Origin of the sequence: Belliella pelovolcani (assembly GCF_900156785.1) — a bacterium.
Lineage (GTDB): Bacteria > Bacteroidota > Bacteroidia > Cytophagales > Cyclobacteriaceae > Belliella > Belliella pelovolcani.
The window spans coordinates 57,286-82,962 of record NZ_FTOP01000006.1; the positions used below are offsets into that span (position 1 = coordinate 57,286).

Sequence of the window (25,677 nt, forward strand, 5' to 3'; positions counted from 1 at the left end):
CCTTCATCCTTCTTAATTCTTACTTTACTTTAAAGTGATATTGAATTTTATGTGAATACAGCTCTCCTGGGTTTAGTCTAGCAGAGGGGAAGGTTGGCTCATTGGGAGCGTTGGGGAAAGTCTGTGGCTCTAGGCAAAGACCCATATATTGTTTATAATTCACCCCATTGATTGTTACTTTTCCATCTAGAAAATTGCCAGAGTAAAACTGAACAGCCGGCGAATCTGCATGCACCTCCATGAGTCTTCCTGAACTTTCATGATACAATTCGGCCATTTTCACTAATTCCTCAGAATGTGCTTCTTTGACCACAAAGTTATGGTCATAGCCTCCAGGAACCTCTCCTATCCGTGCTCCAATCAAATGTGGACTTGTAAAGTCAAAGGGAGTTCCAGCCACTGCTTTCAATTCTCCCGTTGGAATCAATTCAGCATCTACAGGAGTATACTTTGGCGCATGAATGGTCAGTTCATGACCAAGAATATCTTCTTTCATCCCACTCAAGTTGAAATATCCATGATGTGTCAAATTGACTATGGTAGGCTGATCTGTTTCAGAAGCAAACTCTAACAATAATTTATTGTCTGAGGTCAACTCAAAAGTCAAAGTCGTCTTCAGATTCCCTGGATAACCTTCTTCACCATCTGGACTTGTATAAGTCATCTTTACAATCATGGATTCATCTCCCTCCATGTATTCAGCATCCCAGAAAACCCTGTTGAAACCAGCTAATCCGCCGTGCAAATGATTTTCTCCATCATTTGTAGCCAATTGGTAGGTATTTCCATCCAATTCAAAAGTGCCTTGAGCGATCCTGTTTCCAAATCTACCAATGGCTGCACCAAAATAATAGTCATTGTTATCATAGTCAGCGATCTTCTCATAGCCGAGTACGATATTCTCACTTTTGCCATTCCTATCTGGAACAATCAATTTGGAAATAATTCCTCCAAAACTGGAGATTTCCACTTCCATTCCGTTGCCATTGTCTAATTGAAAGAGCTTGGCCTTTTTGTCTCCAACAGATACTTCCTGTACCTTAACTTTGAAATTGATGGTTTCTTGAATCATATTCTTCTCCTCAGTTTTGGGAGCGGAGCAACTCCAGCTTATAAAAGCCAGCAAACCTAGCATGCGGGCGGTGGTGGTGATTTTGTTATTTGTCATATATCGAGTGGTGATTTTTAGCATCCTTGTCCATAATAAGCATCCTTTCCATGCTTTCTTTCATAGTGTTTCTTGATCAAAGCATCTTTTAGTCTTGCTGCATTTGGATTGATTTGTAAAGTAAGATAAGCCATTCTAGCAACTTCCTCTAGGACTTTGCTATTGTAGACTGACTTTGCAGCATCCTTTCCCCATGCAAATGGTCCATGACTTCCTACTAGGATCATTTCTACTTCTTCTGGACTTAGTTTTTTTTCAGCAAAACAATCTAAAATCTGCTGTCCCGTATTGTGCTCGTAATCACCCTGGATCAGGTGATCGGCCATTGGGGGTGCACATGGAATATCAGCTGTCAAGTGATCCGCATGAGTGGTTCCAAAATTTGGGATATCTTTCAATGCCTGTGCCCAAGCTACCGCATAGGTAGAATGCGTATGACAAATCCCTCCAATATTTCCCCAATGCTTATACAAAAATGCATGTGTTTTAGTATCAGAAGAGGGGCGCATATTCCCTTCCACGACTTTGGCATCAAAGTCCACGATTACTATATCCTCCACTTTCAATACTTCATAAGGAACACCACTAGGCTTGATTGCAAAGACAGCCTTGTCCCTATCCACGGCACTTACATTCCCAAAAGTATAAACCACAAGGTCTAGTTTGGGCAGTTGCATATTGGCTTCGTAACATTCGCGTTTAAGTTCTTTGTACATTTTATTTTAGATCTTAGATTTAAGATTTAAGATTGGAATTAAAATTATTTGTTTGAATTTTTAACCCTATTTTTGACTGTTTTTAGACTACTGACAAATATAGCTGTTAGCTCATTTGCTTCTTGTAGTTGACACGAAACATCAACCCAACCCTTCGCTTGAATTAACTCTAACCAATAACAAGTTTCATCTGCTTCTTCTAAAACAATTTGAAGTTTTGAAATAAACTCATTATCACTTCTTGCCCTGCATACAGCTCTATAATTTGCCCCTACAGAAGTAGCTGATTTGGTAAATTGATATGAAATGACTTTTGCCGAAGCCGAATTTGGCAGCAATTCAATAAGTTCAATCACATCAAGAGCAAATCTCTTAGTTCTTTCCTTAATTAGATTTTGCATAGTAGTAAAAATTAGATTGGAAAAATTGAAGACTATTAAAACTACATAATCTCTCTCCCAATCTAAAATCTACCTTCTAAAATCTAAAATCAATTACCTTCTTCCACCAGCTTTCCGAACTTCACATATTCAGCATACAACTTCTCATATACTGAGACATTGGCTGGAATTGGTTGGTAGACTTTATCAAAACCAGAGCTCATGGCTTGGATAGCAGCCTCGGTATTGGGATGGATACCTGCGGCTACAGCAGCATACATCGCTGCTCCGAGTGCAGGCGCTTGGTCAGAAGACGCTACTTTGATCGGCATGTTCAAGACATCTGCTAAGGTCTGCATGACCAATGCTGATTTCTTGGCAACTCCACCTAGTCCGATGACCGCATCGATCTGTACTCCTTCTTGTCTGAAGCGCTCCACGATACTTCTGGAGCCAAAACTGATGGCTTCAACCAAAGACTTGAAAACTCGAGCTGCATCTGAGCCCATATTGAGATTTCTAATAGCTCCTTTAAGTGCCTGATTGGCATCAGGTGTTCTTCTACCATTGATCCAATCCAGAGCTACAATGGAGGATTCCCTTACAGGGATGGCTACGGCCTCTTCCGAAAGTTTGATGATCAATTTATCTTCTAATTCTGCAATCAGGCGCTCTTTTTGATCTGTTGTGAGTGAATCGCTCTGTTCAATTAGCGCTAGAGAGGGTTTCAAAAGAAGGCTCTTAAACCAAGCTAGGACATCACCAAATCCAGATTGACCTGCCTCGAGTCCTATTGTCCCAGGAATCACTGAACCATCAACTTGACCACATATCCCAGGAATTAATTTATCTCCTAGGGTTTCTTTATTGGTTACCATGATATCACAGGTAGAAGTCCCCATGACTTTAATCAACGTGTTTTCAGCTATCTCCCCTCCTACTGCACCAGCATGTGCATCAAAGGTTCCCACTGCAACCACTACATCTGTTGAAAGCCCTAGTTTCTCTGCCCATTCAGGGCTTAGCTGACCAGCGACTTCATCTGAAGTATATGTGTCAGCATAGAGTCTATCTTTTAAGTCAACCAAATAAGGATCAAATTCCCCTAAGAAGTCCTTTGGAGGAAGTCCTCCCCAGCTCTCATGCCAGAGCGCTTTATGTCCGGCAGCACATCTACTTCTTTTTATTTCCAAAGGGTCCTTACAGCCGATCAATTGCGCAGTAATATAATCACAGTGCTCCATCCAAGAAAAGGCTGCTGCTTTCACTGCCTCATCTTCTCTGATAACGTGGAGAATTTTTGCCCAAAACCACTCGGAAGAATATATTCCCCCTTCATATTTGGTGTAATCTTCTCCTCCCCATGTTCTCGCTACATGATTGATTTCATCAGCTTCTTTGATTGCTGTATGATCCTTCCATAGTACCATCATGGCATTAGGATTCTCAGCAAATTCAGGTTTCAAAGCTAGGGATATCCCATTTTCATCTACTGGCATCGGCGAAGACCCAGTGGTATCAACGCAAATCGCCTTGACCTGATTTTTTGAAATTCCAGAATTTTCCAAGACTGCTTTGATGGTCACTTCTAAGCCTTCCAAATGATCCAAAGGGTGCTGTCTAAATCTATTTGAAATGGGATCACAATATTTCCCTTCCTTCCATCGAGGATACCAATAGACATGGCTAGCTAGACAGTTACCATCAGCAGTATTTACCAATACAGCCCTTACAGAGTCAGATCCATAGTCTAGTCCTATTACAAATTGTTCGTTCATTTGCTTCTTATTTCTCGCAATCAATTTTATTTCACCCTTACCATCAAAACCGAATTTGCTGGTACGGAAATTTTCAAAGAGTCTTTGTTCAATTTAAAATCTCTAAAAGCTGCTTTTTTGACTACATCCTTTTTCTCAAAGGTATTGTAAGCGTCAATGGCAGGAGCAGTTACGAATTCAGCAGAAACGTTCTTAGCTTCTATACCTCTCAATACGACATCCAGGTCGATTTTTTTATCCGGATGGATATTGGCAATACTGATATTTACGGTACCATCGTCTGATTTTGAAGTTGATACATTCAAAGCTTCCATTTTCTCTTTTCCAAAGCTTACTTCCTCGGACACTAAATGATGGGGCAATAAAGTAGCGTCTTTGTGAGGCTTATAAAGATCAAAGACATGATATGTTGGAGTCAATATCATATCAGTCTCATTGGTCAAAATGATTGCTTGTAAGACATTGACAGTTTGTGCCAAGTTGGCCATGTGTACCCTATCGGCATGTTTGTTGAAAATATTCAAGGAAATAGCAGCTACATGGGCATCACGCATGGTGTTCTGCTGGTAGAGAAATCCTGGGTTAGTTCCTGGCTCTACTTGAAACCATGTTCCCCACTCGTCTATAATCATCCCGATTCTTTTCTCAGGGTCATATTTATCCATAATGGTTCCATGACGGGTGATCAATTCATCTATGAATGCAGCTTTTCTTAGTGTCTCAAGGTAAGTCTCTTTATCGAATTGTGTAGCTGACTTCTTGTTTTCCCATGAACCTGCGATGGTATAATAATGTAAAGAAAGCCCATCCATCATCCAAAGTGGGATATTCTTCATCAAGACTTCAGTCCAGTTATAATCCCAGTTGTTTGCACCACCAGCAATTTTGTAAAGTTTTGCTCCGCCATAATCTCTTGCGTAGGTAGCATATCTTCTGTACTCATTTGCATAATACTCTGGAGTCATGTTTCCTCCACAGCCCCAGCTTTCGTTGCCCACACCCCAGTATTTGATATTCCAAGGTTCTTCTTGCCCATTTCTTCTTCTCAAATCTGCCATTGGACTTACACCATCAAAGTTGATGTATTCTATCCACTTAGACATTTCCTCTACAGAACCAGAACCTACATTGCCTGTGATGTATGGCTCCGTTCCGATTTTCTTGGCGAAGTTCATGAACTCATGTGTACCAAAAGAATTGTCCTCAGTCACTCCACCCCAGTGGGTATTGATCATCTTAGGGCGATCAGCAGGATCGCCTATACCATCTGTCCAATGGTATTCGTCGGCAAAGCAACCTCCTGGCCATCTCAAATTTGGGATTTCAAGATCAATTAAGGCTTGCATGACATCTTTTCGATAGCCATCTTCATTGGGTATATCAGAGTTAGGTCCCACCCATATTCCTCCGTAAATATTTCTTCCCAAGTGTTCGGCAAAGTGACCATAGATATGTCTACTGATGGTTGTTTTACCTTGATCAGCATTGACGATTAGTCGGTTTTGAGCATTGGAAACAAAAGTTACCAGCAGGGCTGCTGCCAATAAAATCATTCCTTTTAAGCTTCTTGTCTTCATTTCTTATAGATTATAGGTTTATTGTAAAATGCACTACATATTTCTTTTCATCAATCGGATATGATTCAATTTTGGAGTGGATTTACTTTCCACGCTTTCGATTTTCACATCTAAAGTTTCTCCATTGTAACCTGACAAATCATACTCTATGACAATAAGTTGGTCACTAGAACCGGCTAGACTTTCTGTTTTCAAAAGTTGTCCATTGATGTAAATATGAAAGGGCTGCGATGAATGGGTATTCAAGTAGGTAAAGCGCAAAACCTTACCCTCTTGCTCCTTATTTTTCAGCGTATATTGGAAATATTCGGAAGTAGTTCTCCAAAATCGACCATTCTCTTGACCTATTTGTGTGTTGGATCCTTTGAAACCATGCTCTGTTTCAGGTTGTTGCTCACCGACTGCTACTTGATCGACTGTCATTTCTTCCAATCTTCGCATCCATTCATCTTTGGTATTTAGCTCTTTTTTGAATGCTTCTAGCTCTACATCTGCTACTACTGGCCAATAAACTTGATACCTGCTATCATGAATTGAGTAGAAAGGAACAAGCTCAATGTCCTCCTCTAACTGATAAAACTGATTCGCTGCTAATAGGAATTTAAACTCATCTCCTTTTTGCTTCGGCATTGGTTGAATATCTTGTTTTAAAACAGGGCTCAGTTCTAATGGGATCATTTTTCCAGAAGCCACATGCCCCATTCTGCTGTCATCTGCAAAAAGTCCTTTTAGGTCTCCATCTCCTGTTTTTGCCGCCAATACAATCGGACCATGTGTAAAAGAATACCATGGTGAGCCATCAGGCATTTGTTCAGTCTTCGTTTCCATGGGAAGGGCTATTTGGATTTGATCTTTTGATGACCATTTGCCTGCAAGTAAAAAATACCCATACTTATCTACTGTAATTTCCTGTTGTTTGCCATTGATAGCAACCTTCAAGTGTCCTTGTTTGACCCAGCTAGGATAGCGAACTTTAATTTTAAATTCTTTCCTGCCCCTGTGTGTAAATCCTATAGTGGTATTTTCTTCCTCTGGGAAATTGGTTGTTTGTATTACTTTTATGCCTTGCTCTTTCCAATCCAATTCGGAAGCTATGAATAGATTGACGAAAAGAATATCTTCTCGATAAGCATAGATGGCTTGTCCATATTTGGCATGGTTTTCTAATCCAGAACCTACACAACACCAGAAGTTTTCATGGGGCTGTGAATATACCCTGTAGTGTTGGGGCCGCATTGGGGTAAAGTATACAAAACCTCCTTTTTCGGGATGTTGGGTAGAAAGAATATGATTGAAAACAGCTCTTTCATAATAATCAATATACTTGCTATCAGGAGCAGTTTGAAATAGCATCTCTGAAAGTCTCAGCATATTGTAGGTATTGCAAGTCTCAGGCCCTTGTTCGGAAGAAAGCATGGAGGAGAAGTCTGCAGTAGGATGGAAATGTTCTCTGACACTATTTCCTCCAATGGATATCGATCTCTGATAGACCACATTTTGCCAAAAATAATCTGAGGCATCATGGAGTTTTTCATCTTTGGCAACTTGAGCAATACGCTGAAATCCGATGACTTTGGGGATTTGTGTATTGGCATGCATGCCTGTTAGTCTGTCTTCTGAGTTTTTCAAAGGGTTTAGGACCTGTTGATGAGACATTTTCCTAGCCAATTCTAGGTATTTGGCTTCACCTGTTATCACAGCAACATCTGCGAAAACTTCATTGAGCCCTCCATGTTCACTGATCAGCATTTCCTGAAACTGCTCCTCGGAAAAATTTTTCGTCAGTTCATAAAACCAATCTGACAATGCGATCAGCATGGGTTTGGCTATTTCCTTACCACCGATCCAATAAGCATCTCTCAGACCTGCATAAATTTTATGGATGTTGTATAAGGGTACCCAACGGTCATTGAGAGAAAAGCTCCCTGCTCTGATATTACCTGATCGGAGCTCTTCCCAAATTTGTCTTCCATTTGGAACGCCACTGAGATACCCCTTCCCATCCGCATCTTGAGCAAGTTTCAATTGCTCCAACATATAGTCAAGCCTTTGATCGATTTCTGGGTCCCCAGTGGATGCTAGCATCATGGACAAAGCAGAGAGGTAGTGGCCTCCAATATGCCCATCGAGACCAGTATTTTCCCAATTGCCATAATTGTCAGCAGCCCAAGGAATCCCTGCTTCCTTCATGTAAGGTGCAAGTAATCTATCCACATTCATGTCAAGGATATAGCGCTTATCTACTTCTTGGGCATAGAGGAAAGGACTCTCGAGTAATTTGACCTGATCCAATCCAAAAAACTGCACATAATCATTTTGAGCTGAACCCTTCAAAGTAAGGCTGAACCAAAAGGTAAACAATATGCATAATTTAAATTTATAGGTCATATTTATTGCTTTTTCTTGCCCCAAATGGCTGTTCCTTCATTATTGAGACCAGTGTAAATGATACTTTCTACTCTGTTTTCCCAATCATATTCCACATCTACATAGACTTTGTCTATAAATGCGCCATTCCCATAATTCAAGGTCAACCACGGTTTCTCGTAAGACCATACATTGTTAGCATCAGCGCCAATGGTACCATCTTCATTGAGCCTAAGGTCAGCTGAAACTTGATGATCAGGCAAAAATTGTTCTTCCGCGTACCCAGGCACGACCCTATACCCTAGAATGATCTGCTCCCACGTCCCAACGATATCCTCTCTATTAATTTCTTTTGGCGCAAGATTCGCAAATCTCTGTGGTGAAGCTACTGGCCAGCCATCTTCGGTCCAATAGATTTTTCTGACATGTTTGATCATATAAAATCTATCTGTTGAAGGTCTTCCTTGGTGTGCGATATAAAACTGATCTCCATCTCTGAATATTGCATTGTGAGCTACACCTTGCCAACCTCCGTGACCTTGAAATCTATACGGTGCCACGATCATCGGTCCATTATCCTCTTCACCATTCATATCTCTTCCATTGAAATCTAAAAATGGGCCTGTGGGACTAGTTGATCTTCCTACTCGGATATTGTATTTGGTTTCCAACCAATCATAAGATAGGAACATGTAATAATAGCCAGTGGCTTCATTAAAAATAACTTCTGGGGCTTCTATATTCCCATTGATTCTACCTCCTGTGAAACCTCTTTGAATTATTCTTCTGCCTTTGTCATTTTGGGTCTTGGCTAGACCTGTCTCTGGGTTCAACTCTAATACATAAAGGCCATCGTAGGCAGATCCATAGTACATCCAATGTCTCCCTTCTAGATCTATGATTACAGCTGGATCGATCGCATTGGTTATGGGTGTACTTGTCGTGGATGTTACCACCAAGCCTCTTTCTTCCCATGGTCCTTCTATGTTATCTGAAACTAATAGCCCTGTGGCACTCAACCTGAATGTGGAGGATGATTGAGAATAATACAGCCTGTATTCTTCATCAACTTTGATGATGTAAGGAGCCCAAACATTGTCAAAAGGCTCTCCACCATTTTGTCTGATAAAATTGACTCCACCCTGAGGTCTTCCATTATAAGCCCAACCTCTAAACTCCCATGCTACCAAATCACGGGACCTTCTAACTTGAATCCCAACCCTAGACAAAGGCTGTCCATAAGCTACATCCGTTCCAAAGCTATAGAACCATTCTCCGTCTTTGATTACAGATGGATCATGGGAATTATATGGCCCCCATTGACTAACAAATTGAAAAGAAGAAATTTGACCGTACGAGTCTTGTATTTCTTCCAACGGTACCGGAACTCCTTGTACAGGCGTAGGTCCAGTGGGACCTGTAGGTGGTTCTGAGCTAGGAGCTTCATCAGGCGCTTCACTACAAGAAAGAATCAATCCCATGGTAAGCACTAAGAGAAAAAAGCGATATGTAATTGATCTAGCTAGCATCTTAAAAGGGATTACTTGATTTTCGCTTTTATCATCGTGTAGGAATGCGCTGGGAAGGTGTAGGTTACTTTTCCACCTTTCCCTTTGAGAGACTTTGTTTTAGTATCCACAGTAGTTTTCCCAAAATCATTCATGGATTTGATATCTGGACCATTTACCTCAAACACCTCAAAATCTCCTGTAAACTCGCCTTCAAAAGCTAAAATATCAGTTGTAATTGCTTTATCCTTATGTCTATTGACTACATTGATGATGACCTCGTCGCCGTTCATAGTGGCGGAAACGTCTAAATAAGGCACATTCTTCAAATTAGCCCTTTGTTCTCCTAGACCCAAGGCAAAATCACCCGTATTGTAAGTTTCAGAATCTACATAGACATCTAAAGCAGTACCATGCGCATGCTGAGCAAACAATGCCAAAGGGTGATAAATCGTCTGTAGAAAAAGCCCTTCTTCGTTTGTAAAAATTGGAGCGATTACATTGACCAATTGAGCCATATTTGCAATTTTCACTACATCTGCATTCCTAATAAATGCATTCAAGAATGAGGCTATCACCAATGCATCCTCTAGGTTATACCTTTCTTCTAAAGCAATATCACCTGACATGGTCTCAGAGGACCTCCATCTGTACCAAATATTGTATTCATCCCATGCGATGTATATAGGGTCTTTCCCTTTCCTATTGGCTCTCGTCATGGCTTCATCAATCATGCCTTTTACCAGGTGGGTTCTTTCCTCCAAAACCAAAGGAGAGGCAACAAATGCGTAATAATTATCCTCTACATTACCTACATACATGTGTAAAGCAAGGTAATCTACCACATCTTTGAGCTCGTCAATCACTACCCTATTCCAATGCATAGGGTTAGCACCTGGGTAAAAATTAGAAGAACCAGCAGCAACCAACTTGATTGAAGGATCTGTCAATTTCATCAACTTACCAGCTTCTCGGGCTTTTTTGGCATAATCTTCAGCACTGAGATGTCCCATTTGCCAAGGGCCATCCATTTCGTTTCCCAAGCTCCAATACTTGATATTGTGAGGTTTTTCATATCCATGCTTTTTTCTTAACTCAGCATAATATGGGCCTGATTCAACATTGGTGTATTCTACCCATTGTTGAGCTTCTAGGATGCTTCCTGTGCCTAAGTTTACAGCAAAATATGGTTCTGTATTCATCAACTTGGCATAATCCATGAACTCATTGGTACCAAATTGATTTGATTCAAGACGACTCCAGGCTAACTCTAATCGAGTGGGTCTATCCTCTCTAGGGCCTACACCATCTTTCCAATTATAATTGGAGACAAAGTTTCCTCCTGGGTATCTGGTTAAGGAGACATTCAGGCCTTTGACCGCTTCAAGCACATCTAGCCTGAAGCCATTTTCATCTGAAAGCGGATTTCCGGGGTCGTAGATACCTCCATAAACACATCGTCCAAGGTGTTCTACAAAATTTCCATAGATTTTCTTGTCTACTTCACCAATCTTACGATCTAGGTCGATTTTAATTCTAGCATTTTGGGCAGGTGATGTGGCTGAGAAACCAAACATCACACTGCAAAATGCTAAGCCTGTGGTCATTTTTTTGAAATCAAACATTTTAATTAGGGTTAATTATTCTTATTCTTCCAATTTCACTATAGGCCAGCCATCACTGTCCCATTTCATTTCTCTGATCAATAATTTTGATCTTCCATTGTCATGTGCATCGTAGCCATGAAATATCAAGTAATCCTGCTTGTCAAATGTATAAGCAGAGTTATGCCCTACTCCATGCCAGTCAGCATTTCCTTCAAGCACCAATGTGCCTCCTCCTTCAAACATGCTTTTATCGAATCTATCTAAGTAAGGACCTTTCACATCTTTGGATCTACCTACCACCATTTTGTAAGTACTATTCACTCCTCTACAGCAATAATCAAAAGACACAAAGAGGTAATACCAGCCATCCTTTTTAAATATAAAAGGAGCTTCCACAGCCCCATCACCTGGATTTCGATCATCCAATTCGAAAGATCTTTCTCTTCTTGAGATAGTATACCAGTCTTCTGGTCCATTTTGGACTGTTTTGAGGTCATCGGCAAGCTTGACAAGTTTCATCCCATTCCAGAAAGACCCGTAATTCAACCAAGGCGTACCCGCTTCATCAAATACCAAGTTAGGATCAATCGCATTCCAGAGATCTCTACCTGGCACTGATTGGATAACAATACCTTTATCTTCCCATTTGAAATCAGGGGAAGTTGGATCTAAAGTCTTATTCACTGCTAAACCTATAGCAGAAGTATTTTTGGCAAAAGCAGATACTGAATAGTAGAGGTAATATCGATCATTGTGAAAAGTAATATCAGGTGCCCAAATATGGTTTTTAAATTCAGGGTTGATATCATTCGCCCAAGTCGGTGCTTCAGCAAATACAGGGGCTTCTCTTTTCCACTGTTTTAAGTCTGGCGACGACCAGACAGCCACTCCAAAGCCAGTGCAAAAAAGGTAAAAGGTATCTCCTTGCTTGATCACTACTGGGTCATGGACAGGAATATCAGTCCTATATTCTGAATCTTGTGCTTGAGATGCAGAAAAAATAAAAAAAGCAATTATGGTTATTAGGAAGGTTTTCATTTTGGGTTGGGATTATGTAAACATTCAAAATACATCACTCCAATCAGCCAAGGATGTTACTGCTATTTTCAAATAGAGCAGACTTTTGAAAAAAGTAAGGTAGAAATCTACCTTACTTTTATTCAGATGTATTATAGGTTTGAGATTGAAAGTAAGGCTATGAGCCTTTATGATTTGAAAGGATGTAGGAAGAAAGGCGAGGCTCTTGGCTAAATAAACCAAGAACCCGCTTTTACAAAACTACTTACCCTATTAATTATTCGCGCTATTTGGAGACAGGTTAGGATTGTTGTCCAATTCACCCTGAGGTATAGGCATGTATTGATTGCCTTGTGTCCAAGTATTGAACTCAGCATCTCTACTTCTCAAGAAGGCTACTTTTTGAGGATCGTTAAACCAACCCCATCTGATGAGGTCATTGATTCGCTGACCTTCAATTGCAAACTCCAAGAATCTTTCATGCGCAATTTGATCTCTCATTTGAGCTTGGTTCATTCCTGGCTTGACAGTAGCAAGATTAGGAAGTCTTGCCCTATCTCTCACTTGTTGGATAAATCCATAAGCCTCTTGTGTTCTTCCCAATTCATTGAGTGCTTCTGCATGTAGCATCAAAATATCTGCATATCTGAGCACTCGATAATTGATTCCTGATCTAAATTGAGGCTCGACAGAAGGTCCAAAACCATCATTGGTATATTTTCTTGGATAGATTTCATCTGGACCGTAAGGCCACTCATCATTATAAAGCCTTGTGCTATTTTCAGTTGGTTCAAATGAAGCAATAGTCGCAAGCAGCCTTGGGTCTTTTCTACCATCTACGGTAGCTTCCAAGTGGAAATCATTGTAAAGTGCTCTGGTAGGCAAGAAATCGTTGAATCCATAACCTCTTGCGGCGTAGGTGATTGCTTGTGCAGACACTTGCGTCCAGTTGGCATTTGGATTACCTCCCCAGTTCAGTTCAGAGCCCCCTACTTCTTCAGGTGTGGCGAATTGTACTTCGAAGAGAGACTCTGCATTATTTTCAGTTCTCGGGTCAAAATTGTCCCTATAATTCTCCATTAACCTGTAAGGTCCATGTTGACCAGCGATCAATTCTTCAAATTGAACCGCGGCTTCTGCCCATCTCTGTCTGTAGACTAATGCTTTTCCGAGCATTCCAGTAGCCGCGCCTGAAGTAGCTCTACCCACATGCCCTCTATCTGGACCAGTTACATTTTGGTAATTAACAGGAAGATTAGCTTTAGCATTGGTGAAATCAGAAATGATTTGATTCCAAATATCTTCCTCTGAAGCCGTGCTAGGATAAAATTCTGATCTATCAGCAGGTAGTGTAGTGATTAGAGGAACTTCTTTGTAGAAATTCGCCAAATTAAAATATGCCAACCCTCTCAAGAAATAAGCTTGACCCAACACCCTATTTTTGAGATCTTGATTCATGTCAATATCAGGCACATTGCCTAAAACTTGATTTGCTCTCCAGACCATTTGATAATGTGCCTCCCATACCCAAGCAACAGGACCTGATGTAGTAGGGATTGTAAAATTGGCTACCAGCATCAGATCTGGCCAAGGACTATCGCCTTGGATATCATCTCCTCGTCCATCCATCAAGGAAGGAAACATTCTCATGTAGGTACCATCTATCATCAAACTGTTGTAGATAGAGTTCACGGCAGCCACAGCATCAGCCTCTGTTTGCCAAAAAGTTCCCGTAGTAGGTATATTAGGGTTTGTAAGTTCCAATTGTGAGTCGCAGCTAGCTCCTGCTAACATCGCGCCTGCCAAAAGGGTATATATATACTTTTTCATAATTAGATTATTTTGGTTGAAAACGATGTCTTAGAATGATACTTGTAATCCAAGCATGGTTGTCCTTGGTCTCGGAAATGACCCAAAATCAAACCCAGGGTTGAATACACCTGAAGTAAAATCTGGATTATACCCTTTGTAAGCCTGGAATGTATATGGGTTTTGAACTGACACATACACCCTTGCTGATTGCAGTTTGCCTAATACATTTCCAATCGTAGGGATTTTGTAACCCACAGAGACGGTTTGAATTCTCAGGTGTGTTCCATCTTGCAGCCAGCCCTCTCTATCAGAATTTCTTTGATTTTGATTTGGATCTCCTGCTACCAATCTTGGCCATACTTCACTTGGGTTTTCAGGAGTCCATCTTTGAAGGATATCCTCGTGCCTATTAGTGAAGTCCATGGTCAGCATGATATCTCTGTATTGACGACTATGAATCAAATATCCTCCAGCTCCAGAGGCAAAGAGCGTAAAGTCGAAGTTTTTGTATTTACCAGAAAAATTTAAACCATAGTAAACTGTAGGCAATCCACTGCCTAGATTCACTCTATCTTCAGCAAAATCTATGACACCATCACCATTGATATCCGCGAACTTAACATCACCTGGTGCGGTTCCTGCACTTTGGAAGGCGTGGTTATCTATCTCTTCTTGAGATTGGAATATTCCGATAGCTTTGTGTCCAAAATGATGTCCAATAGGAAGGCCTACTATAGTCCTAGAACCAGCCCCAAAAATCGGTTGGTTATCCCCTCCAAGGGATAAAACTTCGTTTTTCAAAGTAGTTGCATTTGCAGAAATATCAAATGTAAAATCACCTGTCATTTTTCTGTAAGTCAACTGAAATTCAAAACCTTGATTTCTCAAGCTTCCTGCGTTTACTACTGGACTTCCGGCAGCACCTGTAGAAGCAGGAATCGGCACACTTACTAGGATATCCTTTGTTGTACTGTTATAGTATTCTGCTGAGAATTCAAACTTCCCATCAAACAAGGCTCCATCGAAACCAATATTTGAAGTAGTTCGGGTTTCCCATCTGATATTAGGATCCACTTGTTGTGTTTGAATTGAACCTCTCACTACTTCACCACCGAAATTATATAGGACATTTGGGTTGATCGTAGCAAAATATAGATAGTCACCTATATTAGCATTACCTAATTGACCATAAGAAGCTCTGAATTTCAAGTCTGCTATAAAAGAAGGTAAGGTAATGAAATCTTCATTGTGAATATTCCAACCTAAGGCAACAGATGGGAAGTTACCATACCTATTGGTAGGAGAGAACTTGGAAGAACCATCTCTTCTAAGCGTCGCAGTGACGAGGTATCTGTCATCATAAGCATAGTTTACTCTACCTAGGTATGAAGCGATCGCATATCTAAATTCAGATCCTGAAGCTTGCTTGTTTACACCATTATTTAAGACAGGAAAGTTGACATCTATTCCCTCGGAATAACCACTTCTGTTGATTGTCCCACCCTCTTGGTACATCTGGCCTGCCAATACATCTAGCCTATGCTTTCCAAATGTTCCATTGTAATTGATGGTGTTTTCTACTAGGCCTGTAGAGATGATTCTATGACCATCATCCATACGAGAGGTTCCATCATTGAAGAAAAAGCCCAATCTGAATGCAGGAAGATAAGCCAAGTCTCTAGCATGGGTTCTATCATAATTCAAGTTGAGCTTATAACTCAATTTATGATTTTCTTGATCGATAAGCGCATATTCACCCCATCCTGTAGCAAATGTTCTATCTACTGTTGTATTGGCAGTAAATAAGTTGTTCACACCAATTACATTTAGAGAAATTGCTCTTTGCAAATCTGCTTCGGTACCGCCATAACCACCAAGGTTATTTGGATCAAAAATTGGCATGGTTGGAATAGCTTGAACTAAGTCGGCAATAAGTGGAGGTCTATTACCAGCCAAAACATCTGGTCTGAAAGTCAAAGCATCTTCATAAGAGTGCGTATAATAGAGAGATGTACCAACTTTCAATCTACCCTTCTCAGAAAGCGTATTCATTCTCATAGAATATCTCTCGTAATTAGGTCCATTACCTACAAGCGTTCCCTTATTTTCAAAATAATCAACGGATGCATTGTATTGGGTATATTCACCACCTCCAGAGAAATTAAGGTTGTGATTTTGTCTAAAGCCATTCTTCAAACCCTCTCTTTGCCAATCAGTATCAATGTCAGAAATAAATCGTGGATTATTTGGATCATTTGCTGGAACTAGTGGTTGGTTTCCATTTCTCTGCACCTCATTGATGATCATTTGATAATCCTCCCTACCTAGGACCGGAATCCTTTGCCATACTTGATCAACCCCAACATAAGTATTATACTCTACTTTAAGTGGGGTATTTTTCTTTCCTTGCTTCGTAGTGATGATTACCACCCCATTGGCAGCTCTAGATCCATAAATAGCCCCAGCAGAAGCATCTTTCAACACCTGCATGGTTTCTATGTCATTTGGATTGAAGTCTCTAGGTGTAGTCCCAACTGGAACTCCATCAATTACATAAAGTGGCTGTCCATTACCGAAAGTAGAAATTCCTCTAATTCTAACACTTGGGAACGCTCCAGGTTGACCATCTGAGGTAACTTGAACCCCCGAGACCCTACCTTGAAGCATTTGTGCCACATCATTGGTAGAAAATTTCTTGATCTCGTCGGTATCCACAACAGAAATGGCACCTGTGATGTCCGACTTCTTTTGGGTACCATAGCCCACTACAATGACTTCATCCAAATTAGATATATCCTCTTGAAGTGTTATATTAAGAAGAGACTGATTACCTACAGTCACCTCTTGAGAAGTATAACCTACAAAAGAAAACACCAAAACAGATGTTTGACTTGGTACTGAAATAGAAAAGGAACCATCAAGATCGGTGGCAACACCTCTTGTAGTCCCTTTTACCAACACTGTTACGCCTGGAATTGGTTGTTGATCTGAGCTTGAAATAACTGTACCTCTCACAGTTACTTCTTGAGCTTCTGCCTCCAACCCAGCTTTTGCATCTTTGACAGCCACTGATGCACTAACATTAAATGTAAAAATTACACATAATGAAAGAAGTGTGGCTATCCTCAATCGTAAACGTTTTAAGTTCATAAAATTTAGGGTTTATTGAATTTGGGATAATTTTCACTGTTTGAAATAGCTGAAAATTATTAATCGACGCTCATTTCATTAGATTGAGTTTGAGATCAATTAAGTAGATTTTTTACTATCACAATCGAATATTAGAAATTAAAATTAAAAGTCGCAAATTATTAATTGTATTTTTTACACTATTAAATCAAAAATTTACTTTTCACTAATATAAATCAACTGTAAAAAACCTTAAAACATAGACTGAAAAAGCACCATATCAATTGATTACCTGATTTTTATGATAGATATTAATAGCAAAAAAATTAAAAAATATTTTTAGACACTTAATAGACTAAAACATTGATTTACTATTCAATTTTCAAAAATGATTCCTAGGAACAATTCTTAATAAATGCGAGAAATCAGATTATTAAGTGTCAATGTTGAATTTATAAAAATAATTTTACTATCTTTCATTTTAGTAAGCACCCTTTAAACCTAATTGAACTCATTTTTATGAAATACTCAAACCAAACAAGACTCTTAGTTGCTGTAGATTGTATCATCTTTGGATTTGATGGCACAGATTATAAACTACTACTAATACAAAGAGGATTTGCTCCAGAAAGGGAAAAGTGGAGTTTGATGGGCGGCTTTATACAGCCAGAAGAATCTGCAGATAAGGCCGCTGAAAGAATCTTGCAGCAACTCACTGGGCTTCATGATGTCTATTTAGAACAAATTCAAGCCTTTAGCATTCCAGAAAGGGATCCTATTGAGCGAGTGATTGCACTTCCCTATGTGGCTTTAATTGATATAGAAAAATATCAAACACAGATCAATGATGATTTCCATGCCAGATGGTTTACACTCAAAGAATTGCCTAATTTAATTTTTGACCACAACGAAATGGTAGAGATGGCCCTCAATAGGTTGAGATATAAAGCGGCATTTCATCCAATTCTATTCGAGTTGCTACCAGAAAAGTTTACGCTGCCTCAATTACAGGCAATGTACGAGGGACTTTATGACACCAAAATAGACAAACGAAATTTTACACGTAAAGTACTATCTACTAAGCTTTTGAAAAAAGAGAAAGACAAAGACAAGTCAAGTTCTAAAAAAGGAGCCTTCTATTATTCATTAGACGAAGAGCATTACAAAGAGAACTTCACTAACATTCACAACTTTATCCCAAAAAATGAAATCCCTGTAGGAACTGAGTAATCAGTTCCTTTTTTTATTTTGATTACTCCCATCTTTCTATAAAGCACCAACTGCTTCAATTATATATTTTTTCAATCTTTAGTGTTACATTGACACTTATTTTCTTTTTATTTGTAAAAAATAATGTGTAAGATTGACAATTAAACCCTTTAGAACCAACAAACCTTTATGGAAGCAGGATTTTCAACCCTGGATTATATTGTATTTTCAGTATACGCTGTAGTCATAGTAGCAGTAGGACTCTGGGTCTCCAGATCCAAAGCAGGAATTCAAAAAACCGCACAAGAATACTTTTTGGCAGATAAATCCCTTACTTGGTGGGCAGTCGGCGCCTCCTTGATTGCTGCCAATATATCAGCAGAACACTTCATCGGTACCTCAGGCTCAGGTTTTGCGATAGGTCTGGGGATTGCAGCATATGAATGGATCGCAGCAATCACCCTTATTATCGTAGCCAAATACTTCTTACCTGTATTTCTTAAAAATGGCATTTATACGATGCCACAGTTTTTGGAATCTAGGTTTGACAAAAGAGTGAGCACAGCCTTTGCTGTATTCTGGCTGCTAGTTTATGTATTTGTAAACTTAACCTCAGTAAGTTACTTGGGAGCATTGGCTTTAGAGAAAATCATGGGGGTACCTTTGCAATATGGTATTATCGGTCTCTTGGTATTCTCAGGTATCTATTCTATCTATGGCGGACTCACTGCCGTAGCATGGACTGATGTGGTGCAAGTGATTGTGTTGATTGCAGGCGGATTAGTGACCACCTATTTAGCCTTAGATGCGGTAGGGGATGGATCAGGAGTCATAGCTGGTATGGCAAATTTATATGAAAGCGCTAGGGAACATTTTGTCATGGTGATACCAAAAGGTGAAATCATGATTCCTGATGGAGTCGGTGGTTTAAAAGACGCTTATCAGGATTTACCAGGGGTTGCTGTTGTTTTGGGTGCCATGTGGTTGACCAATATTGGCTATTGGGGATTCAATCAATACATCATTCAAAAAGGTTTGGCTGCAAAAAGCATAGAAGATGCAAAGAGAGGACTCATCTTCGCAGGATATTTAAAGATTTTAATACCACTTTTGGTTGTCATCCCTGGAATTGCTGCTTGGGTTTTGATCAATAAGTCAACCCCAGAAGAACTCTCTGCTATGCTCAATATTCCATTTGAGCAAATCGGTACAATCAATAAATCTGACGAAGCTTATCCATGGTTATTGAAAAACTTTGTACCAGCAGGCATTAGAGGTTTAGCATTTGCAGCATTAGCGGCTGCCATTGTATCTTCCTTGGCATCCATGATCAATAGCACCTCCACCATCTTCACAATGGATATATACAAGGTCTATTTCAACCCTGACGCGAATAACAATCAATTAGTTAAATCAGGAAGATTAGTTGCAGTAGTGGCTTTATTGATTGCGATGCTTGTAGCGCCTCAGTTAGCCTCCTTAGATCAAGTGTTTCAGTATATCCAAGAATATACTGGATACATCTACCCTGGCGTAGTGGCTGTATTCTGTATGGGACTTTTCTGGAGACAGATCACAGGCAATGCAGCCCTTTGGACGGCGATTGCTACCATTCCAGCAGGAATTGTATTCAAAGTAATCTACCCTGATATGCCATTCTTGTTGAGAATGGGTTACGTATTCATCATATTACTGGCCATCGCCTCAGCCATCAGTTTTTCTGAAAAGAAAACATTCGAAAATCCAGCATTCAAAGAAACTGGGAAAGGTAGTAAATCACTTTCAGCTGCTTATCTTTTTCTAGGATCAGGAATAATATTGACCATCATAGGAATAATCCAATATAGCGCTTGGGCAAGTATTGGATTTGAATCTGTTTTTATGGCTGCAGCTTTATTCATCATGCTTGGTGTTATATTATATACCAATGTCAAAATGAAAACTGCTGATCCAAAATCATTGACTGTAGATCCTGTTTTGTTTAATACTGCCACACCTTTCAATCTCGGTGCAGCAGGAATCATCTTGATCGTTGGGCTACTTTACTATTTCTTCTGGATGTAAAAAAAGAATATCAAACCTAATTATATTGAATCATGAATAACCTTAAGCATAACGAAGTTTGGTTTCTCACCGGAAGCCAGCACCTTTACGGAGAGGAGACCCTTCGTCAAGTCGCGGAACATTCGCAAATAATCGCAAAATCACTCCATGAAGCCGAAGATATCAGTGTCAGCATCATCTTCAAACCTACTGTAAAAACAACAGAGGAAATCTTTGCTGTATGCCAAGAAGCTAATCTACATAAAAACTGTATTGGAGTCATAGCTTGGATGCACACCTTCTCCCCGGCCAAGATGTGGATCAATGGCTTGAAAATCCTCCAGAAACCAATGCTTCACCTCCATACCCAATTCAATAGGGATATTCCTTGGAATAGTATAGATATGGACTTTATGAACCTCAACCAAAGTGCACATGGCGACAGGGAGTTTGGTTTCATGGTTTCTAGGATGAAGATTGAGAGAAAGGTAGTGGTAGGACATTGGCAAGACCCGCAAGTCAAAAAACAAATCGATACTTGGGCTAGAGCTGCATCTGCTTGGGCTGATTGGCAAGGGGCTAAATTTGCAAGATTTGGAGACAATATGCGCAACGTAGCCGTGACAGAAGGGGATAAAGTAGAAGCTGAACTCAAGTTTGGATTTGCAGTGAATACTTTTGCTGTAGGAGACCTAGTAGAACGAATCAATGCTGTTATAGATTCAGAAGTAAAGACCCTGATAGAGGAGTATGAAGCTAGCTATACCTTAGCTGACAACCTAAAAGCGAACGGTTCCAAAAGAGCTTCACTTGTAGATGCTGCTCAAATTGAAATTGGCATGCGAAAATTCTTAAAAGAAGGTGGGTTCAAAGGTTTCACCAACACCTTTGAAGACTTACATGGCATGAAGCAATTACCTGGCATTGCAACCCAAAGGCTAATGGCTGAAGGCTATGGCTATGCCGGTGAAGGTGATTGGAAGACGGCTGCTTTGGTCAGAGCCATGAAGGTCATGGGAACTGGTTTAGAAGGCGGCAATGCCTTCATGGAAGACTATACCTATCACTTTGACCCGAGCAATAGCATGGTACTCGGAGCGCACATGCTTGAAGTAGATCCTGTATTGGCAAATGGAAAGCCTACTTGCGAAGTTCATCCTCTTGGAATCGGTGGTAAAGAAGATCCTGTAAGATTGGTCTTCAATGGTAAAGCAGGAGCTTCGCTCAATGCCTCCTTGGTAGATATGGGCAATAGATTCAGGCTTGTGGTCAATGAAGTGGAGGCTGTGGAAGTACCACATGCATTGCCAAAACTACCTGTGGCCAGAGTGATGTGGAAGCCACTACCTGATATGAACACAGGTTGCGCAGGCTGGATCTATGCTGGTGGTGCTCACCATACTTGCTTTAGTCAAAGTTTGACAACCGAGCATTTGGATGATTTTGCCAAGATCGCAGGCATAGAAAATATTACCATCGATAAAAACAGTAACTTAAAGCAACTCCAAAACGAAATCAGATGGAGTGATGCATTTTATAAATTGGGATTTTAAAAATTGATTTGCTTTAATGATTCAAAAAGGAGATTTGCAGTAGCTGTTCTCCTTTTTTTTATTTCTTCTGCTTTCTCTAAGTTCTCATAGAGCTTTGTGATTGTTCTGATGATTTTTGCATTAGCCTAACGAAACAAGCAATCAAAAAAAAGCTGACAATAACGCCAGCTCTTTCTACTTAATCTAAGAAACAAATTTAATGAAAATCTATACTATTTAAGAATGTTGACATTCACCCAATTGATCTCCTCTTGTCGGATGGTGTGGTCAGAGTCTTGGAAAATGTAAGTCTTCACAGCCGCACCCATTTTCTCCAACAGCTCGGCTGAAGCTTCAATTCTTGATAAAGGCACATGCATATCTTGATGGCTTGAACCTATGAAAACTGGAGTTCCTGCAAACTTTCCACTGTACTTAGGCGCATTGAGCTTCTCTCCAATAAGTCCACCTGTAAATGCAATGACGCCACCGTACTTTTGCGCATTTTGTGCTGCATATTCCAAGGACAGACAAGCCCCTTGAGAGAAACCTATAAAGTAGATCTGCTCAGGCTTGAACCCTTTGTCTAAAACCTCCTTCACAATGTTATCCACTTTCTGAATGGATTGTGAAAAAGCAGGCTCGTTACTCTGATCAGGAGCCATGAAGCTGTAAGGATACCATGTATTTCCAGGAGCCTGAGGAGCTAATATGGCAAAGTCGCCCAAATTCAAATGATCTTTTAGGCTGACAATGCTTTGAGCAGTCGCTCCCCTGCCGTGGACCATGATTGCTACTTTACTTGCTACTTCTATTGACTTTCCTGCTTTGATGATATCAGACATATTTTTCTGTATTTAATTGAACTTTAGCCAATCTTGAGGCTATTTTCTCTCTATGAGGTTCAGCCCACTCAGGAAGCTTTAATAGTTCCCCCAAGTGCGCTTCATCCTCGTCTATGGCAAAACCTGGTTCATCTGTCGCAATTTCGAACAATACACCTCCTGGCTCTCTGAAATAGATGGATTTGAAATAGTTTCTATCTTTCACCTCCGTCACATGGTAGCCATTATTCATCAAGATATTTTGTATCTCCAGTTGAGTTTGGGTATTAGCCGTTCTGAAAGCAATATGATGAACTGTACCCGCACTTTGCACACCTTGTCTTCCTGATTTGTCTAATACAATATCGACAATATCACCTGGTTTGCCTTGTGTGCCATAACGGTAGCGACCCTCTTCTTCAGCTATGAATTTATAATTCATAAATTGGGTGAGCAACTTTTCTGTTAAATCCTTCGCTCTCAAATTGAGGGTCGCACCGTAAAAACCTTTAATCACATGCTCAGCAGGTATATTACCATAGGTCCATCCTTTTCTATCGTCCTGATCATTGGCTATCAATTCGATACCCATACCATCATGATCTTCAAATCGGATCAATTGCTCACCGAATCTGGTCAATACATCTGAGGTGATGATGTTGTATTTTCTCAATCGCTCTTTCCAGTAAGTCAAGGAAGTAACAGGAATTGAAAAAGCAGTATAGGTCAATTCACCTGCTCCTTTTGTTCCTTTTCTAGCTCCCTCAAATGGGAAAGTTGTAAATACTGTACCAGGAGTACCCAGTTCATCTCCGAAATAGAAATGATAAACATCTGGTGCATCAAAGTTGATGGTCTTTTTCACCATTCTCAGTCCGAGGATTCCAGTGTAGAAATCCACATTTTCCTGAGCATTTCCAGCAATGGCTGTGATATGATGGATTCCTGTGATTAATGCTGACATGTTATTTTTAAATAAAATTGTGGTAGTGAGTGATCCTGCCAGTAAGATTGCTGACAGGACCATTTGTTGGTTTATTTTATTGTTTTACAAGCTGAATGCTCAAGATGATTCTTACGGCATCAGATACCACTACAGAACCTGCTTCTGTTACAGCATTCCACTTCAAGTTGAAATCTTTTCTGCTGATTTTTCCTTCGATCTCGAATCCAGCTTTGGTGTTACCATATGGGTCACCTGCTACTCCACCGAAGTCCACATCAAGCTCAACTGCTTTGGTTACTTCTCTGATAGTCAAGTCACCTTTCAGCTTTCCTCCTTCTACAACGCCAGAGAAGGATAATTTTGGATATTCAGCTGCATTGAAAAAGTCATCAGACTTCAAGTGACCATCTCTGTCCGCTTGGTTGGTATCGATGCTATCGATATCTGCTGAGAAGGATACTTTAGCTCCTGCGAAGTCATCAGAAGTAGATTCAGCAGCACCTTCGAATTTTCTAAAATAACCAGTTACTGTAGAGATTACTAAGTGCTTTACTTTAAATGATACTTCAGAGTGGGTTGGGTCAATAGCCCATTTTGTTACATTGCTCATAGTTTTTGTTTTAGTTTAGTTTTTAAGTTTTATTTCTGTGCTTACATTGAATGTCTATACATTAATAGGGGTAAAAAAATTTACCCTCTCAATTTATCCAACAGTTCATTGAGTTGATTTGTTTCTGATTCGGTCAACTTTACAATATTTCTGTTGAATGCATACACTGCTGTTTCTAATTCTTCCAATACCTCAAGACCTTTGGCTGTAATCATAATATCGACTTGTCTCCTATCAGAAGGACACTCTTCTCTCAGAACCAAGTCCTTTTGCTTGAGTTTTTCAACAAGTCGCGAAGCATTAGACATTTTATTGAGCATCCGCTCTTGAATAGAAGATACCGTGATCGGTTTCCCATGTTGTCCTCTCAATATTCTCAATACATTATACTGCTCTGGAGAAAGACCAAGTGGTTTAAATAATGCACTTTGATTAGAAACAATATAGCTATGTGTATAAAGCAAGTTTACCACTAACTTATTGTAGGGGTCTTTGAAGGTCTTTTGCTTTATTTCATCTTCTATCCTCATTGGTATATATTGTTTTTGTATTTAATGTATATACATGCAAATGTAGCAAAATGTTCTATATGGACGCAAATTTTTTTAATTTTTTTTCTTAAAGGGCTTGAAATAGCTAAAATTGGCTCATCCATTCTGAAATCAATCGATTGACATCATCAGGTTTTTCAATTGAACTTGAATGGCCTGCTCCAGGAATCATATGCAGCTTGGCATTTGGAATAGACATTTGGATAAACTTTGCTTTCTCAGGTTTGGTAGCTACATCCTCGTCACCAACCAATATCATTGTAGGACATTGTATACTTCTGATCTCTTCTTCTACACCTTTTCGATAAATCACAGCTTCCACAGAACGTGTGATTGTCTTCTTATTGGATTGTAGCGCTTTTGTCCAAGTCTGAATCGCCGATTTGTTTTTTGGATTGTCCAACCAACTCTGAGCAAACATGATCTTCATGACAGATTGAGCCACTGGTGGGATTACACCTAGCCATTTAACTATGCCATTGAGCATCTTGTACTTGGGCAGATTCTCTACAGGTTCTGTATTGGCTGATGTTTCAAGCAATATCAAACTCTTGATTTTCTCAGGATGGCGAGCAGCAAGTCGCATTCCTACAAATCCCCCCATTGATAATCCAACAAAGTGTACAGGGCCATCGGAAAGCTGCTCAATCAACGCCAAAGCATCAGCTGTCAAAAGATCCATATCATAAGGGCCAGGCGTTACTTCAGACTGACCTTGACCTCTATGGTCATAGGCAATGACACGATAACTTTTCCTTAAAAAATCTATTTGATCTCTAAACATGCTATGACTCCAAAGTAAGCCATGTGCAAAAACAATCGTCTCCTTACCTGAACCTTCATCAGTATAAAACAATTTGACTTGATTGACTTGAAGATATGGCATAGTTTGAAAATTTTTGG

19 protein-coding genes are annotated in these 25,677 nt (G+C 39.9%); 3 read left to right on the plus strand and 16 right to left on the minus strand.

Features of this window, described 5'->3' with window-relative positions; all coding sequences use genetic code 11:
* Positions 1-19: 19 nt before the first annotated feature.
* The 11 genes from BW935_RS08415 to BW935_RS08465 form a co-directional block, all read right to left on the minus strand.
* A complete protein-coding gene (locus tag BW935_RS08415) occupies positions 20-1,168 on the minus strand; it encodes an aldose epimerase family protein (protein ID WP_076500539.1) in 1,149 nt (382 codons plus the stop codon).
* Between the two features lie 17 nt (positions 1,169-1,185).
* The gene (locus BW935_RS08420; RefSeq protein WP_076500541.1) at positions 1,186-1,884 is read right to left on the minus strand and encodes an L-ribulose-5-phosphate 4-epimerase; all 699 of its coding nucleotides are present in this window, start codon (positions 1,882-1,884) and stop codon (positions 1,186-1,188) included.
* 44 nt (positions 1,885-1,928) lie between these two features.
* The gene (locus BW935_RS08425) at positions 1,929-2,285 is read right to left on the minus strand and encodes a four helix bundle protein (protein WP_076500543.1); all 357 of its coding nucleotides are present in this window, start codon (positions 2,283-2,285) and stop codon (positions 1,929-1,931) included.
* An 89-nt stretch (positions 2,286-2,374) separates the two neighbouring features.
* Positions 2,375-4,042 (minus strand): ribulokinase, encoded by a 1,668-nt coding sequence (locus BW935_RS08430; protein WP_076500791.1) that lies wholly within the window; start codon positions 4,040-4,042, stop codon positions 2,375-2,377.
* Between the two features lie 26 nt (positions 4,043-4,068).
* Complete coding sequence (locus BW935_RS08435) at positions 4,069-5,619, minus strand: alpha-N-arabinofuranosidase (protein ID WP_076500545.1); 1,551 nt, start codon at positions 5,617-5,619, stop codon at positions 4,069-4,071.
* Positions 5,620-5,652: 33 nt separating this feature from the next.
* Entirely contained in the window at positions 5,653-8,007 is a 2,355-nt protein-coding gene (locus BW935_RS08440; protein WP_076500547.1) for a glycoside hydrolase family 127 protein, read from the minus strand.
* Between the two features lie 2 nt (positions 8,008-8,009).
* Complete coding sequence (locus BW935_RS08445) at positions 8,010-9,515, minus strand: arabinan endo-1,5-alpha-L-arabinosidase (RefSeq protein ID WP_076500549.1); 1,506 nt, start codon at positions 9,513-9,515, stop codon at positions 8,010-8,012.
* An 11-nt stretch (positions 9,516-9,526) separates the two neighbouring features.
* Positions 9,527-11,119, minus strand: a complete 1,593-nt coding sequence (locus BW935_RS08450) for an alpha-N-arabinofuranosidase (protein ID WP_217695357.1) — start codon at positions 11,117-11,119, stop codon at positions 9,527-9,529.
* 21 nt (positions 11,120-11,140) lie between these two features.
* Complete coding sequence (locus tag BW935_RS08455) at positions 11,141-12,139, minus strand: arabinan endo-1,5-alpha-L-arabinosidase (RefSeq protein WP_076500552.1); 999 nt, start codon at positions 12,137-12,139, stop codon at positions 11,141-11,143.
* 252 nt (positions 12,140-12,391) lie between these two features.
* Complete coding sequence (locus BW935_RS08460) at positions 12,392-13,948, minus strand: RagB/SusD family nutrient uptake outer membrane protein (RefSeq protein ID WP_076500554.1); 1,557 nt, start codon at positions 13,946-13,948, stop codon at positions 12,392-12,394.
* Positions 13,949-13,978: 30 nt separating this feature from the next.
* A complete protein-coding gene (locus BW935_RS08465; RefSeq protein WP_076500557.1) occupies positions 13,979-17,080 on the minus strand; it encodes a SusC/RagA family TonB-linked outer membrane protein in 3,102 nt (1,033 codons plus the stop codon).
* Positions 17,081-17,578: 498 nt separating this feature from the next.
* Here BW935_RS08465 and BW935_RS08470 point away from each other — a divergent pair, with 498 nt between their 5' ends.
* The 3 genes from BW935_RS08470 to araA all read left to right on the plus strand — a co-directional run bounded on the left by BW935_RS08470 (position 17,579) and on the right by araA (position 21,864).
* Positions 17,579-18,289, plus strand: coding sequence for an NUDIX hydrolase (locus BW935_RS08470; protein ID WP_076500559.1), 711 nt, complete (start codon positions 17,579-17,581; stop codon positions 18,287-18,289).
* A 168-nt stretch (positions 18,290-18,457) separates the two neighbouring features.
* Positions 18,458-20,332 carry a sodium/sugar symporter gene (locus BW935_RS08475; protein WP_076500562.1) on the plus strand — a complete coding sequence of 625 codons (1,875 nt, stop codon included), beginning with the start codon at positions 18,458-18,460 and terminating at the stop codon, positions 20,330-20,332.
* A gap of 32 nt (positions 20,333-20,364) precedes the next feature.
* The gene (gene araA / locus BW935_RS08480) at positions 20,365-21,864 is read left to right on the plus strand and encodes an L-arabinose isomerase (RefSeq protein ID WP_076500564.1); all 1,500 of its coding nucleotides are present in this window, start codon (positions 20,365-20,367) and stop codon (positions 21,862-21,864) included.
* Positions 21,865-22,076: 212 nt separating this feature from the next.
* Here the strand turns inward: araA and BW935_RS08485 are convergent, their stop codons facing one another.
* The 5 genes from BW935_RS08485 to BW935_RS08505 all read right to left on the minus strand — a co-directional run bounded on the left by BW935_RS08485 (position 22,077) and on the right by BW935_RS08505 (position 25,660).
* On the minus strand, positions 22,077-22,688 hold the full coding sequence (locus BW935_RS08485) for an alpha/beta hydrolase (protein ID WP_076500565.1): 612 nt from the start codon (positions 22,686-22,688) through the stop codon (positions 22,077-22,079).
* Entirely contained in the window at positions 22,681-23,631 is a 951-nt protein-coding gene (locus BW935_RS08490; RefSeq protein ID WP_076500795.1) for a ring-cleaving dioxygenase, read from the minus strand. Before BW935_RS08490 ends, BW935_RS08485 begins: the two co-directional genes overlap by 8 nt.
* Before the next feature lie 76 nt (positions 23,632-23,707).
* Positions 23,708-24,223 carry a YceI family protein gene (locus BW935_RS08495; RefSeq protein ID WP_076500567.1) on the minus strand — a complete coding sequence of 172 codons (516 nt, stop codon included), beginning with the start codon at positions 24,221-24,223 and terminating at the stop codon, positions 23,708-23,710.
* Between the two features lie 80 nt (positions 24,224-24,303).
* Positions 24,304-24,753 carry a MarR family winged helix-turn-helix transcriptional regulator gene (locus tag BW935_RS08500; RefSeq protein WP_076500569.1) on the minus strand — a complete coding sequence of 150 codons (450 nt, stop codon included), beginning with the start codon at positions 24,751-24,753 and terminating at the stop codon, positions 24,304-24,306.
* Positions 24,754-24,859: 106 nt separating this feature from the next.
* Positions 24,860-25,660, minus strand: a complete 801-nt coding sequence (locus BW935_RS08505) for an alpha/beta fold hydrolase (RefSeq protein WP_076500571.1) — start codon at positions 25,658-25,660, stop codon at positions 24,860-24,862.
* Positions 25,661-25,677: the final 17 nt, after the last annotated feature.